The organism is Serratia sp. FDAARGOS_506, assembly GCF_003812745.1.
Taxonomy (GTDB): Bacteria; Pseudomonadota; Gammaproteobacteria; order Enterobacterales; family Enterobacteriaceae; genus Serratia.
Map to the genome: position 1 here is coordinate 3,886,956 of NZ_CP033831.1, position 14,174 is coordinate 3,901,129.

At 61.0% G+C, this 14,174-nt stretch carries 11 protein-coding genes; 7 read left to right on the plus strand and 4 right to left on the minus strand.

Annotated features, from left to right (window positions below):
- Nucleotide 1 precedes the first annotated feature (1 nt).
- A complete protein-coding gene (locus tag EGY12_RS18885; RefSeq protein WP_204275783.1) occupies nucleotides 2-670 on the plus strand; it encodes a TetR/AcrR family transcriptional regulator in 669 nt (222 codons plus the stop codon).
- Nucleotides 671-693: 23 nt separating this feature from the next.
- Here EGY12_RS18885 and EGY12_RS18890 read toward each other — a convergent pair whose 3' ends face one another.
- Nucleotides 694-1,830: an agmatine/peptidylarginine deiminase gene (locus EGY12_RS18890; protein ID WP_123894973.1), complete on the minus strand. Its 1,137-nt coding sequence runs from the start codon at nucleotides 1,828-1,830 to the stop codon at nucleotides 694-696.
- Nucleotides 1,831-1,972: 142 nt separating this feature from the next.
- Between EGY12_RS18890 and EGY12_RS18895 the strand changes: the two genes are divergently transcribed.
- The 3 genes from EGY12_RS18895 (at nucleotide 1,973) to EGY12_RS18905 (ending at nucleotide 7,173) form a co-directional block, all read left to right on the plus strand.
- Entirely contained in the window at nucleotides 1,973-2,836 is an 864-nt protein-coding gene (locus tag EGY12_RS18895; protein ID WP_123894974.1) for a LysR substrate-binding domain-containing protein, read from the plus strand.
- Nucleotides 2,837-2,997: 161 nt separating this feature from the next.
- Nucleotides 2,998-4,671: a gamma-glutamyltransferase gene (ggt, locus tag EGY12_RS18900; RefSeq protein ID WP_123894975.1), complete on the plus strand. Its 1,674-nt coding sequence runs from the start codon at nucleotides 2,998-3,000 to the stop codon at nucleotides 4,669-4,671.
- A gap of 207 nt (nucleotides 4,672-4,878) precedes the next feature.
- Nucleotides 4,879-7,173, plus strand: coding sequence for an FdhF/YdeP family oxidoreductase (locus EGY12_RS18905; RefSeq protein ID WP_123894976.1), 2,295 nt, complete (start codon nucleotides 4,879-4,881; stop codon nucleotides 7,171-7,173).
- 63 nt (nucleotides 7,174-7,236) lie between these two features.
- Here EGY12_RS18905 and EGY12_RS18910 read toward each other — a convergent pair whose 3' ends face one another.
- The 3 genes from EGY12_RS18910 to EGY12_RS18920 form a co-directional block, all read right to left on the minus strand.
- On the minus strand, nucleotides 7,237-8,007 hold the full coding sequence (locus EGY12_RS18910; protein ID WP_123894977.1) for a DeoR/GlpR family DNA-binding transcription regulator: 771 nt from the start codon (nucleotides 8,005-8,007) through the stop codon (nucleotides 7,237-7,239).
- 113 nt (nucleotides 8,008-8,120) lie between these two features.
- On the minus strand, nucleotides 8,121-9,344 hold the full coding sequence (locus tag EGY12_RS18915) for an FAD-dependent oxidoreductase (RefSeq protein ID WP_123894978.1): 1,224 nt from the start codon (nucleotides 9,342-9,344) through the stop codon (nucleotides 8,121-8,123).
- The gene (locus EGY12_RS18920) at nucleotides 9,334-10,737 is read right to left on the minus strand and encodes an NAD(P)/FAD-dependent oxidoreductase (RefSeq protein WP_123894979.1); all 1,404 of its coding nucleotides are present in this window, start codon (nucleotides 10,735-10,737) and stop codon (nucleotides 9,334-9,336) included. Before EGY12_RS18920 ends, EGY12_RS18915 begins: the two co-directional genes overlap by 11 nt.
- 258 nt (nucleotides 10,738-10,995) lie before the next feature.
- Here EGY12_RS18920 and EGY12_RS18925 point away from each other — a divergent pair, with 258 nt between their 5' ends.
- The 3 genes from EGY12_RS18925 (at nucleotide 10,996) to EGY12_RS18935 (ending at nucleotide 14,136) form a co-directional block, all read left to right on the plus strand.
- Entirely contained in the window at nucleotides 10,996-12,456 is a 1,461-nt protein-coding gene (locus tag EGY12_RS18925; RefSeq protein WP_123894980.1) for a glycerol kinase, read from the plus strand.
- Nucleotides 12,449-13,681, plus strand: a complete 1,233-nt coding sequence (gene eutH / locus EGY12_RS18930; RefSeq protein WP_123894981.1) for an ethanolamine utilization protein EutH — start codon at nucleotides 12,449-12,451, stop codon at nucleotides 13,679-13,681. Before EGY12_RS18925 ends, eutH begins: the two co-directional genes overlap by 8 nt.
- A gap of 98 nt (nucleotides 13,682-13,779) precedes the next feature.
- On the plus strand, nucleotides 13,780-14,136 hold the full coding sequence (locus tag EGY12_RS18935; RefSeq protein WP_123894982.1) for a DUF1937 family protein: 357 nt from the start codon (nucleotides 13,780-13,782) through the stop codon (nucleotides 14,134-14,136).
- Nucleotides 14,137-14,174 lie beyond the last annotated feature (38 nt).

The following is a 14,174-nucleotide window of genomic DNA, read 5'->3' on the forward strand; positions in this document are numbered from 1 at the left end:
GATGACAGCACGAAACGTTCAAACTCCCGCCAAGCCTCGCCGCCCCGGCCGGCCGAGCGGCGGCGCCAAAGGGGCGGACAAACGTGAGCATTTGCTTGATACCGCACTGAACCTGTTTGCCCGCCAGGGGATCGTAGACACCTCGTTGAACGCCATTGCGCGCGAGGCAAACGTCACCCCGGCCATGCTGCACTACTACTTTCATAACCGCGATCAGCTGCTGGACGTACTGATCGAGGAGCGCTTTCTGCCGGTGCGCAAAATGGCCGGCGAGGTGTTCGACGCCAACGCGGACGATCCCGTCACCGCCTTCACCCTGCTGGCGCAACGTTTTATCGACATCGCGTTGGAACACCCCTGGTTCGCTCCGCTGTGGCTGCGGGAGGTCATGAGTGAAAGCGGCGTGCTGAAACAGCGCATGGATGAACGGTTCGGCGATGAGCGCCGCCAAATCGCGCTACAATCCATCGCGCGCTGGCAGGCGCAGGGTAAACTCAACCCCGATCTCGAGCCTTCCCTGCTGTTCTTCACGCTGTTCGGCATCACGCTGCTGCCGCTGGCCACCGCGCCGAAATGGCGGCGCGAACGGGATAAAGGCCAGCTGAACGCCGAAGATATCGCCCGCCACGCCGTCGCCCTGCTGCGTTACGGCATCGGCCCGGCGCGTTAGCCACCGGGCGCGAAGCGCCCTATTCAGCGTGACCTGCCATGCACCGGCAGCTGGTTGGTTGCGCAGTGAATGCCGCCGCCGCCGGCCGCGATGGCGTCGATCTCCAGCTGCACCACCTTGCGCTGCGGATAGAGCGCCGTCAGCAGTTCAAGCGCCGCCCGGTCCGCCTGCGGGTCGCCAAACTCCGGGGCGATCACCGCGCCGTTGATGACGAAATAGTTGATGTAGCCCGCCGCAAAATCCGGATTGTTGCGGCTGAATCGGCTGTCACGCGGCGCCAGCGGCGGTGAAAGCGTATGCACCTGCAGCCGGCGGCCGTCGGCGTCGGTCGCCGCCTTGAGGATCGCCAGATGTTGCTGGGTAACCGCATGGTCATAAGAGGCCGGAGCGGTGTCCAGATTGGCCACCACCACACCCGGCCGCACGAAGCGGGCGTAAAAATCGACGTGGGCGTCGGTGATGTCCCGGCCTTTAATGCCCGGCAGCCAGATAATTTTGCGCAGGCCGAGCATCGCTTTCAGCTCCTGCTCCACCCGGTCCCGGCTCCAGCCCGGATTACGGTTCGCATTCACCCAGCTGCTTTCGGTCATGATGCCGGTGCCGTGCCCGTCCACTTCGATACCGCCGCCTTCGCCTATCAGTGCGCTGCGGCGCAGTTGGGCGGCACCGTAGCGGTTGGCGGCAAACGCCGCCAGGCGCGCATCCTTGGCATGCCGCTGCTTATTGCCCCAGCCGTTGAAGTTGAAATCCACCGCCCCGAGTTCGCCGGCGCCGTCGACGACGAAATTGGCGCCGAAATCGCGCACCCATATGTCATCCAGCTCGGTGACAACATAGCTGACGTTGTGACTGCCGCAGGTGGCCTCGGCCAATTGCCGTTCATGCTCGCGGCAAAATACCGTCACCGGCTGAAACTCGGCGATGGCGCGGGCGATACGGCCCTGCGCCGCCTGCACATCCGCCGTGAATTCGCCCCAGATGGCCCGCTGCGCGCCGAAGGCGAGAAATGCCCGCTGCTGCGGTTCCCCTTCGTCGGGCATCCGCCAGGCCGGATTAAGCGCAGCTTCTGAGTGACCTTGTAACGAAACACCCAGCGAGGCCGTCAGACCGACTCCGGCGACGGCGGAAAGCTGTTTAATAAACACGCGGCGAGTTGACATTGGAGACCCCTTTAATCATTTATAATTCAAAAATTTAACCGAATAATTCATGGTTATGCGGTTGAATCTTATGCTAGTCTTCCCCTGCCACCGCGACAAACGATATATTTAGTGGATATCTGATTAGACAGGCTTATCGATAATGTTAAAACACTGGCCCCCTTTGAGCGCGCTACGCGGCTTCGAAGCGGCAGCGCGCCTGGGCAGTTTTCATCAGGCTGCCGAAGAGCTGCACCTTACCCAGTCGGCCATCAGCCAGCAGATCCGCAGCCTCGAAGCGTTTCTGGAGCAGCCGCTGTTCTTCCGCACCGGCCGCAGCGTGGCGCTGACCGACGCCGGCTACGATCTGTTCAGCACCGCACAGGTGATGCTGCAACAGCTGGCAGTCGGCATTCGCCGTTTGGATCAGTACCGCAAACCCAATCAGTTGATCGTCAACACCACTCCGGCTTTCGCCCGCCACTGGCTGATGCCGCGGCTGGGCGACTTCAATCGGCAGCATCCGCAGGTCGACCTGTGGCTGTTCACCAGCTTTGAACCGCCGAATATGGCGACGGACAGTATCGATCTGGCGATCCGCGACGATCTCAGCGCGCAGGCGGACTGCACCTTTAACGTGCTCTGCAGCGACCGGCTTTATCCCGCCTGCCACCCCAGCCTGCTGGCGCTGGCGGCGGAGCAGCGCGTGACCCTGCACGGCGAGCGGGAGATGGACTGGAGCCACTGGACGGTGGCGGGCGGCGCGCACGTCGGCCAGCGCGATAGCGGGCTGAACTTCTCCGATCCCGGTCTGCTGCTGGACGCCGCCTGCAATGGCCTCGGCATTGCGTTGGTCAGCCAACTGCTGGCGCAGCACGCGCGCGACGCCGGGCTGCTGCAACCGTTAACCGAGCAGCGCGTGCGCGGCGCCAACTGGGCATGGCTGCTGCACCGCGACAGCGAACATAACCCGCTCGCCAGGCACTTCTGCCAATGGCTGCAGTCGGCGCTACCCGCCGACGTATAACGCGCCACGTCACGATTCGCTACTCTGGTCAGGCGGCCCCGCCTGACCGCTGCTACCTTCAATAAAGCGCCGCAACAGCCCGAAGAAAATGCGCTAACCTGCTGTTTCGAAATAATTAGTTGAATTCACCTGATAATCGAAAATCGCTAAAAGGATCTTCTATGTCTGCCGGTTTATTGAAAACGATAGCTCTGAGCGTAGCCCTGGCCTGCACCGTTCCCGCCGCCTTTGCCGCCGATCTGACCGCCGGTGCGGTCGCCGCCCCGGACCAGTATGGCGCCAAGGTCGCTGCGCAAATACTGCAGGCCGGCGGCAACGCGGTTGACGCCGCGGTCGCCACCGCCTTTACCCTGGCGGTCACCTACCCTGAAGCCGGCAATATCGGCGGCGGCGGCTTTATGACGCTGTATGTCGACGGCAAGCCCTATTTCCTCGACTACCGTGAAGTGGCTCCCAAGGCCGCAAGCAAAACCATGTACCTGAACGAGAAAGGAGAAGTGATCGAAAATCTCAGCCTGGTGGGCAGCCGCGCCGCCGGCGTGCCGGGCACCGTCCTGGGGCTGTGGGAAGCCCACAAGCGTTTCGGCAAGCTACCGTGGTCCGAACTGCTGACGCCGGCGATCGGCTACGCCCGACAAGGCTTCACCGTGGCGGATCAGCAGTATCAGTACCGTGAAGACGCCAACAAGCTGTTCGCCGGTAAAACCAACTTCGGCGACTATTTCGGCGGCATGAAGCCCGGTACGGTGTTCAAACAGCCGGAACTGGCCGCTACCCTCGAGCGCATCGCCAAATCGGGCGCCGACGATTTTTACCACGGCGAAACCGCCCGCCTGCTGGTGGCGCAAATGCAGCGCGACAACGGGCTGATCGGCGCGGCGGATTTGGCCGACTATCGGGTGAAATGGCGTGAACCAATGCGCATCAGCTGGCGCGGCAATACCCTGTATACCGCCCCGCTGCCCAGCTCAGGCGGCATTGCGCTGGCGCAGCTGCTGGGGATAAAAGAGGATCGCACCGCCGACTTCAAGGGCGTGCCGCTAAATTCGGCGCGCTATATTCACCTGCTGGCGGAAATCGAAAAACGCGTATTCGCCGATCGCGCCGATTACCTCGGCGACCCGGATTTCACTAAAGTGCCGGAAGCGCAGCTGATCGCCCCCGACTACCTGCAAAAACGCGCCGCCGAGATCAACCCGACGGCAATCTCGCCGACCGAGCAGGTGCGGCCGGGGCTGGAAACCCACCAAACCACCCACTTCTCGATCGTCGATGCCACCGGCAACGCGGTCAGCAACACCTATACGCTCAACTGGGACTTCGGCAGCGGCGTGGTGGTCAAAGGCGCCGGCTTCCTGCTCAACGACGAAATGGACGACTTCAGCGCCAAACCCGGCGTCGCCAATGCCTTCGGTGTAGTCGGCAGTGACGCCAACGCCATTGAACCCGGCAAGCGCATGCTCTCCTCGATGAGCCCGACCATTGTCACCCGCGACGGCGAGGTCAGTCTGGTGATCGGCACGCCGGGTGGATCGCGCATCTTCACTTCGATCTTCCAGGTAATCAACAACCTCTACGATTACCATCTGCCGCTGGCGCAGGCGGTGGCCGCCCAGCGCGTGCACCACCAGCTGTTACCAAAGGACACCCTCTACTATGACAGCTTTGCACCGCTGACCGGCAAACCGGCGGACGAGCTGAAAGCCATGGGCTATACCCTTGAAGATCAGGGCTGGTACATGGGGGATATTCAGGCTATCCGCATTGATGGTCGCACGCCGGAAACCGCGTCCGATCCGCGCGGCCGCGGTGTGGGCCTGGTGGTGAAAAAGTAACAAGCCCGGCGGCCCGCCTCTGATTAGACGGGCTGCCACTCTCCCTGCACAGACTGCCGCTGCCCCCTTTTTCACTCATCTATACTGAATCGACAGGCCTGCGTTTAGCGACCGCGGCGCCTGCGTTCCGTCTTGGACGATAAAGATAATATTCATAGTAAATCAATCACCTGCATTTATCGTAAGCGGTGTCGGAGGCAAACAACAATGGCGAAAAGACGATCAGTACCCGGGGTTCATCCCTACGATGGGCCCGCCGGCGGTTGGGGCGCACTGAAAGCGACGGCCATCGCCGTGCGCACGCAGATGGATTCCTTAGAGGCACCGGTGACGCTGATGCGCACCAATCAACCCGACGGATTTGATTGCCCGGGATGCGCATGGCCGGATAAAGAGCATCGCTCCACCTTCCAGTTCTGCGAAAACGGCGCTAAAGCCGTGACCTGGGAAGCGACCAGCAAGCGTGTGACGCCCGAATTTCTGGCGCAAAACACCGTGACGTCGTTGCTGCAGAAAACCGATTACCAGCTGGAAGACTATGGCCGTCTGACAACCCCGCTGTTCTATGATGCCGGGACGGATACCCTGCGCCCGCTGGCCTGGGACGAGGCGTTTCAACGCATTGCCGCCGTCTTGCAGACGCTGCCGCCGGAGCAGGTAGAGTTTTATACCTCCGGCCGGGCGTCCAATGAGGCGGCCTATCTGTTCCAGCTGTTCGCGCGGGAGTTCGGCAGCAATAACTTCCCAGACTGTTCCAATATGTGTCATGAGCCGACCAGCGTTGGTCTGCCGCAGTCCATTGGCATCGGCAAAGGCACCGTCTCGCTGGACGATTTTGACAGCGCGGAGCTGATTATCTCCATCGGTCACAATCCGGGCACCAATCACCCACGCATGATGGGCACGCTGCATGAGCTGGCGCGCAAAAAGGTGCCGATCATCGTGTTCAACCCGCTGCGCGAGCGGGCGCTCGAGCGTTTCACCGATCCGCAAAACGTCATTGAAATGGCGACCTACAGTTCGACCCCTATCGCTTCAACCTACTATCAGGTCAAAGCCGGCGGCGACGCCGCGGCGCTGAAAGGCATCGCCAAGGCGCTGCTGCAATTGGATGAAACACAAGGCAATGCCGTGGATCACGCCTTTATTGCCGAGCACACGGAAGGGTTTTCGGCTTTCGCCGCCGATCTGGTGGCTACCCGTTGGGAGGCTATCGAAGCAGAGAGCGGCCTGGCGCGCCGGGATCTGGAACAGGTCGCCGCCGCCTACGCAAAATCCAACGCCACTATCGTGACCTACGGCATGGGCATTACGCAGCACAATAAAGGCACCGCCAACGTGCGCCTGATCGCCGATCTGCTGCTGATGCGCGGCAACATCGGCAAACCGGGCGCCGGCATCTGCCCGCTGCGCGGCCACTCCAACGTGCAAGGCAACCGTACCGTCGGTATCACCGAAAAACCCTCGGCCGATTTTTTGACGAAGCTGGAAACGGTGTTTGGCTTCACGCCGCCCAAAGCCCACGGCCATGATGCCGTGAAGTGCATGCAGGCGATGATCGACGGTGCCTCAAAAGCGTTGATCTGCCTGGGCGGCAACTTCGCCGTGGCGCTGCCGGACCCCGAGCAGAGCTTCCCGGCGATGAAGGCGCTGGAGTTAAGCGTGCATATCGGCACCAAACTCAACCGCAGCCACCTGTTGGTGGCGAAAGAAACCCTCATTCTGCCCTGCCTGGGGCGCACCGAGCTGGATTTGCAGGCCGGCGGGCGGCAATCGGTGACGGTGGAGGATTCGATGTCGATGGTGCATGCCTCGTCCGGCAAACTAAAACCGGCGTCGGAACTGCTGCGTTCGGAACCCGCCATCGTGGCCGGCATGGCCAAGGCGGTGATGCCCGCCAGCAAGGTGCCCTGGGATGAGCTGATCGAAGATTATGACGTGATCCGCGATCTGATCGAAAAAACCATTCCAGGCTTCGACGATTACAATGCGCGCATTCGCCAGCCGGGCGGTTTCCGCATGCCGTTGCCGCCGACCGAGCGCCAGTGGCCGACGGCGACGGGCAAAGCGATGTTTTCCGTGTTCAGCGGGCTGCATGAAGACGAGACGGTCGCAGACAAAGACACGCTGCGGCTGATTACGCTGCGCAGCCACGATCAGTACAACACCACCATCTATGCCCTGGATGACCGCTACCGTGGGGTTTTCGGCCGGCGCGACGTCTTGTTCATGAATGACAGCGATCTGCAACGTTTGGGGCTGGAGCATGGCGACGTGGTCGACCTGGAAACGGCGTTGCCCGGCTGCACTCAACGCCTGGAGGGCATCACGGTGATCGCCTACAACATTTCAGCCGGTTCGGTCGGCGCCTATTATCCGGAGGCCAACGTGCTGGTGCCGCTGCATTACATCGATGAGGAAAGCGGCACGCCTTCGTACAAATCGGTGCCGATCCGCGTAACGCTGAGATCCAAAGAGGTGCGCGAGGTCAACATCGCCTAGCGGAAGCGGTTTGGGAGCCTTTCTCCGGATCGTTCTGCCCGGAGAAAGGTTTCTCAAAACCCTTTATACCTGCGCGACCAACACATTGACGTTGGCCGGGAAAACCAGCCCTTCCAGCGCGTTGCCGCTGTCGGAGGTCACCAGATAATCGATCTCGGGCCATTTGGCCACCAGCGTCATCGCATGCCCGCGCAGCTTGTTTTCGTCCGCCAGCACGATGCATTTGCGGCTCTGCGCAATCATTTTGCGCGCGATGGCCGCCTCATTGACGTTTTGATCCATCACCCCGGTTTGCACATTGACCGCACCGGCGCCGATGATGGCGTAATCGGCGAAAAACGCCTCGATGTTATTCAACGCGATCGCCCCCAGGCACTCCATTTTGGATCCGATGAACTGCCCGCCGATCAACACCACGTCGATAGAGGCATTTTCCAGACAAACGTTAGCGATCAGCGGCGAATTGGTAATGACCGTCAGCTGATCGACTGTCGCCAACTGCCGGGCGAACTCCAGCGTGGTGGAGCCGAAATCCACGAACACCGTATCGCCCGGCTGGATCAGCGTTACCGCTTTCTCCGCGATGGCGCGTTTCTCGGCCTCGGCGATTTTGGCCCGCTCGTTGAATTCATGCTCGAATTTGAACTGGCTGCTGACCGCACCGCCGTGGATCTTCTTGATCAGCCGATAATCTTCCAGCTTGTTCAGATCGCGCCGAATGGTTTCCTGCGAAACCTGGAATTTATCCGCCAGCTCATTCACGTAAACCCGGCCGTTGGCCTGGATCAGCGCCAGTATTTCATTGCGCCTATCCACGGAATTAGAGATATCCATTCACATTACACTCGCTGCCTTAAGTAAGAGTGACTGCTTCCGCCGAGACTCGCGGCGTCAACTGACGGAATACTACGGGTTTCAGGGCGTTAGACGCAAGCCGTTGCCGTCGTTCACCCGGCGGATTCGATGCTGATGTGCAGCGCGTCACGTTCACCGTCGGCCGGCAAAGCGATGTTGCGCAGCAGGATCCGCCGTTCCGGCAGGCAGCGATGCGTTTTGCGATACAGCACCTCCTCGCCCAGACGCACCACCACCGAACCGGACACCGCTTGCTCCACCCGCATATTGATCGTGACCGTGGTGGGTTTGCCGATCAGCGCCACATTGGCAGGTGCGGTCAAGCGAATCCGCTCGTCATGCCACACCGGGAGAATTTGCCGCGGCGGCGGCAGCGTGCGCTGCAGGGAGCGGGCAACGGCTTCGCCAACGCGCAGCCCTTCCTGATAGCACTGGTCGCCCATGTCCGCCGGATGCAGCATGTTGCCGACGGCGAAATAGGCGGCGTCGGAACAGCGGCCGAACTGATCGGTCAGCGGGCAGCCGCTGTCCGGCCTCTGTGCCAGGTGGCTCTGGCGGACCAACGTATACTCCCCGGTGAAGCGGCCGGTGAAGATCAGGCTGTCGCAGGCGATGCGCTGCTTCTCCCCGCGGCGGTTTTCCACCTCAATGGATTCGACCCGATCGCGGCCGGCAATGTCGGTCACCCGCGAATAATAGTGGATCGGTACTCCCATCAGGCGCGCATAGAGCGCGCTCAGACGCCAGGCAATGGGCCTGCCGCCGCTTTCAATCATGGCGACGGCACGCACGCCGGCGTTGCGCAGCGTCCACAGCGCGGAGAAACTGACCAGCTCGGTGCCGACCACCACCGGCGCTTTGCCCGGCTGCAGCCCGCGCAGATAGACGAACTGTTGCAGCGCGCCGGCGGTCAGCACCCCCTGTGGCCGCAGGCCGCTCACCAAGCGCGGATGGCGCGGCGTCTCGCGCACGCCGGTCGCCAGGATCACCCGCTGCGCTTTCAAGGTACTGACGCCACGGCGGTCCGTGATGGTCAGCTCCCCCTCAGGCTTGATGGCGAGCACCGTTACGCCGGTGCGGATCTCCACCTGCCCGGCGCGAGCCAGTATCTTATCGACATAGGTGGAACCGAGCATCGGCCGGTAAAACGTTTGCAGCCCGAAGGTGGGGTGCCGACAGTGCCTGGGTACACCACCCGCTTGCTGCTCCCGCTCCAGGATCACCACATCCTCGATCCCCGCCTGTCGCAGTGCGGTCGCCGCCGCGATCCCGGCCGGCCCGGCGCCGACAATCGCCACCTGATACTCAGTTTTCATCAATGCTCCCTACGGCCAGCGTCTGGCCAAAACGATCGCCCACCATTTCCGCCACCCGACTGCTGCAATAAAACCCGTTGCAGCGCCCCATCATCACGCGCGTGCGGCGCCGTAACCCGCCGATGCATTCCGGCGGCACGGCGGAATCGAACGCCGCCTCGATTTCCCGCTGGGTCACCAGCTCGCAATGGCACACGATGCCGCCGTTGTCCGGGCGCGCATAATCGCGCAGCGCGTAGTCGGCGAGCATCGGCATCTGCGGCCAATGCACGGTTTGCGGCGTTGTCGGTGTGAAGCACGGCGTAAAATGGTCGCGGTAAAGCTGTTCCACGTATTGCGCGATGCCGAGCGCCGCCGTCAGGCCGGTGGAGCGAATGCCCGCCACGCAGATCCATTGCCGCTCGGGATAGTGCTGAATGCGGTAGTGTTTCTGCTCGGTCGCCGGGCGCAATCCGGCATAGCTGGCAGTCACGCTGTAATTTGCCAACGCGGGCAGCAGCCGGGTGCCCTGTTCGATCAGCTCGCGCATTTTGGTTTCGTCGACCGTCGCCGTCTCGCGATCCTGCTGTTCTTCGGCGGTCGGCCCCAGCAACAGGTTGCCGAAGATGGTTTTCGACAGCAGTACCCCTTTGGTGATCGCCGTCGGTACCGGCAAGATGATGGCGTTGACCTGCCCGGCGGCGGCCTTGTCAAATACCAGGAACTGCCCTTTACGTGGCCGGATTTCAAACTCGGGCTGATGGCAGAAATTTTCCACCCGGTCCCCCTGATTGCCCGCGCAGTTGATGACGATTTTGCCGTGAAACTCGCCCCGGTTGCTGGTTAGCCGCCAGCCTGTCGGCAAGCGCTCGGCACCGGTCACCTCGGTGTTGAAGCGATACTCGCCGCCGTGTTTGACGCCCTGCGTCAGGTAAGCCAGCGGCGTGCTCCAGGGATCGATCACGCTCTCTCCCGGCACCTCTACCGCCGCCAATGCGCCTGGCGCCAGCTGCGGCTCGCGGCGGTACAATTCGGCGGCGTCGATCTGCGCCACGTCCAGCACGCCGTTGTCATGCGCCTGCTGCACGATCGCGGGCAGCGCCGCCAACTGCTGCTCGTCCCAGGCTACGACCAGCGCGCCGGTGGGCAGCAGCGGCAAATTCAGTCGTTCGCGGATAGCGATAAATTCCCGGTAGCCGGCCTGCATGCAGCGCAACTCCAGACTGCCGCACGGCGCATCGAAGCCGGTATGCAGCAGCGCACTGTTGGCTTTGCTGGCGCCGGACAGGATATCGCCCCCCTTTTCCAACAACAGCGTACGGGCGCCCATCAGGCAGAATTTGCGGAATACCGCGCACCCGACCACACCGCCGCCAATCACGACAATGTCCCAACCCGTTTGTTCTTCCATCATGCTGATGTCCCGTTTCTATGTGATACCCACAATAAAACCACACAATAATCGCATTTGAAATGGCAAAAACAACACAACTCCCAAAAAAAAAGCCGCAAGACGTGGTGATAAGCAAAAAGTATGAGGTCGATCACGCGAGGTTATTTTATCTTGTGATTTATGTTGCTTTAATGTGTGAAATTGAAGATAGATTATTAAAACGGTCACACAACCAACACCAGGCACAATAAAAAACAAAACCTATAAGAGAGTGAAGCAATGATGAATCAACGTTATGCCGCGATTGATCAGGGAACCACCGGAACCCGGGTCGTGGTGTTCGGCGAGGATGGCAGGCACCATTCGCCGGCCAGCATGCCACACAAGCAAATCACCCCTAATCCGGGCTGGGTGGAACACGACGCTCTGGAGATTTTGGCGAATATCCGACGCTGTCTCAGCCAATGTGACATGGTGGACGCCATCGGCTTAGGGCACCAGGGCGAAAGCCTGCTGGCCTGGGACGCCGACAGCGGCCTGCCGCTGTACAATGCCATCATTTGGCAAGATCAGCGTACCGAGCCGGAGATCCAACGTCTAAAACGCGAAGGGGTCGAGCCGCTGGTGATGGCGAAAACCGGCCTGCCGCTCGATACCTACTTCTCCGCCAGCAAGATGGGCTGGCTGATGAACAACGCGCCGGGGGCCAGGCAGCTGGCGCAACGCGGGCGCCTGCGCCTCGGCACCATGGACGCTTTCTTCCTGTTCCACCTGTGCGGCCGGCATCTCACCGACTATAACTCGGCTTCGCGCACCTCGTTGTTCAACATTCACACCCTGCAGTGGGACGAAGAGCTATGCCGTTTGTTCGGCGTGCCGATCGACAGCCTGCCCGAGGTCAGAGATAACATCGGCCACTTCGGTGACGTCGCACTCAACGGCAAACCGGTTCCGCTGACGGCCTGCATCGTCGACCAGTTTGCCGGTACATACGGCCACGGCTGCCATCAACCGGGGCAGATGAAGATCACCTTCGGTACTGGCGCCTTTTTACAGGCGATCACCGGGCCGCGCCCGATCGACGCCGGCGAGTCCGGCCTGTTGCCCACGCTGTGCTGGAAGCTGGCCGGCAGCGCGCCGGTGTATGGCCTGGACGGCGGCGTTTATAACGCGGCCTCCGCCATTAACTGGGCGAGAAAGATAGGCCTGTTCAACGACTTCGATGAGTTCGGCGATTTCTCGGCTCAGCCGGCCATCGCGCGCGGCCTGGCCTTTGTGCCTGCGCTCTCTGGGCTGGCCTGCCCGTATTGGGATCGCTCCGCCGCAGGGGTGTGGGCCGGCCTGTCGCTGGAAACCGAACGCAAGGATCTGCTGCAATCGATCCTCGAAGGCATCGCCATGCGTTCCGCCGAGGTGATCAACGCCATGGATAAGTTGAAACCGATCGGCGACAGCATTTCGGTGGACGGCGGTCTGTCCGCCAACCGCTATTTCACGCAGTTCCTCGCCAATCTGATCCAAAAGCGCATCGTTACGCCTGCCAATAAGGAGATCACCGCCCAGGGCGTGGCGCTGTTGGCGCGTAAAGGGCTGGGCGTGGAACAGCCGCTCAAGGTGCTCAACCGCTATGAAGTGACGGAACCCGCCAAGATCGATATGGCTGTTTGGTTCGCCCGCTATCAGGAAATCATCGCGCGCTCGCGCGGCTTACGTTCATCGCAGGAGGAACACCATGGCTGAGTTCGGTAATTTCATCATCTATATCATCATGGCCGGCACCCTGATCGGTGCGCTGGCGTCGATCGTCAAACCGGAAGGTGAACTGGGGCGCGAGTTCGTCAACGGCATTCATGCCATCGGCCCGGTGTTTCTCGCCCAGGCGGGCATCATGGCGGCGATCCCGATCATCTCTTACCTGATCATGTACAGCATCGGCCCCTTCTTCTCGGCGCTGGGTTCCGATGCCTCGATCGCGGCGCTGGCGGTGATCGCTGTGGACATGGGCGGCTATCAGTTGGCCGACGCCATCGCCGCCAACCGCGATATGTGGATCGTCGCCATGCTGGTGGGGTACACCTCCGGCGCCAGCATCGTGTACCTGATCCCGGTCGGGCTTATCATGCTGAACCGCGACGACCATAAATATTTGGCGCTGGGCGCGATGGCGGGCCTGATCAGCATTCCGTTCGCCGTGCTGATCGCCCTGGTGACCATCACCTTCAACAACCTGCCGGTCAGGGAGATCATTTCCACCACTTCGGCCGCTGCGCACTATCTGCAGCTGGACTTCCTGCAGGCGCTGCGGCTGCTGTCGCCGCTGTTTGCCCTGTGTTTCCTGCTGGCGCTGGGCCTGAAGCTGCGGCCGGCGGCCATGGTGAAAGGGTTCCTGATCTTCGGCAAGGCGGCGGACGCCTTTATCAAACTGGTGTTGGCGCTGTGCATCATCGAGCATTTTACCGGCGTGTTTAAAAAGGTCTTCGGCGGCTGGGTATTCGATCCGTTATTCGCCGACAAAGACGAATTATTCCGCGCTATCGAGATTGCCGGTTACATCGGCATTATGCTGGCGGGCACATTCCCCATTTGTTATTTGTTCCAGCGCTATTGCCGTAGGCCGATGCATTTCATCGGCAGAAAACTCGGCCTGTCGGATACCGGTGCACTGGGTTTTATTATGGTGCTGGCCAATATCATCGCGGTTTATCACCTGTTCAAAGGCATGCGGGCGCGCGATAAGGTGCTGTGCGTCGCCTTCGGTATTTGTGCGCAGGCGACGTTGGGCGATCACCTGGCGTTTACCGCCAACTTCCAACCTTCGTTGGTGTTGCCGATCATGATGGGTAAATTCCTCGGCGGCATGATTGCTGTCCTGATCGCCATCAAGATCTCGGTGCCGGAAGCCGAATTACTGGAAAAAGAACAGACGCAAAGGCAGTCGACGGCCATCGCCGCCGCCGCTCGCTGAATTTATCCCTGAAGCATAAAAAACAAATGGGGCGCCGCCTCACGGGGAAGCTGCGCCCTTTTTTCACCACGGACTATTTATTGAGAGAGAAAACGGTAATGAGAAAGATATTTTTGGCCTGCCCCTACAGCCACGCCGACGCCAACATCGTGCAGCAACGCTTTATCGCGTGCAACGACGTTGCCGCCGCTATCGTGCGCGCCGGCAGTGCCGTTTTTAGCCAGGTTAGCATGTCGCATCCGATCAACCAGTGTTTGCAAGAGCTCGATAAAACCGCCATCGGCAAGCTATGGGCGCCTATCGACGCCCTGTTCATGGCGGCGATGGATGAGCTGATCGTGCTCGATTTACCGGGTTGGCAAGAGAGCGGCGGCATCAAGCGCGAGATGGACTATTTCGCCTCGCGCGGCTGCCGCGTCAGCCTGTGGTCCGAGGTCGCGGGCGAGTTCAATTGAGGACTGCGCCCCGCCACCGAACGTGGCGGGGCATCGGC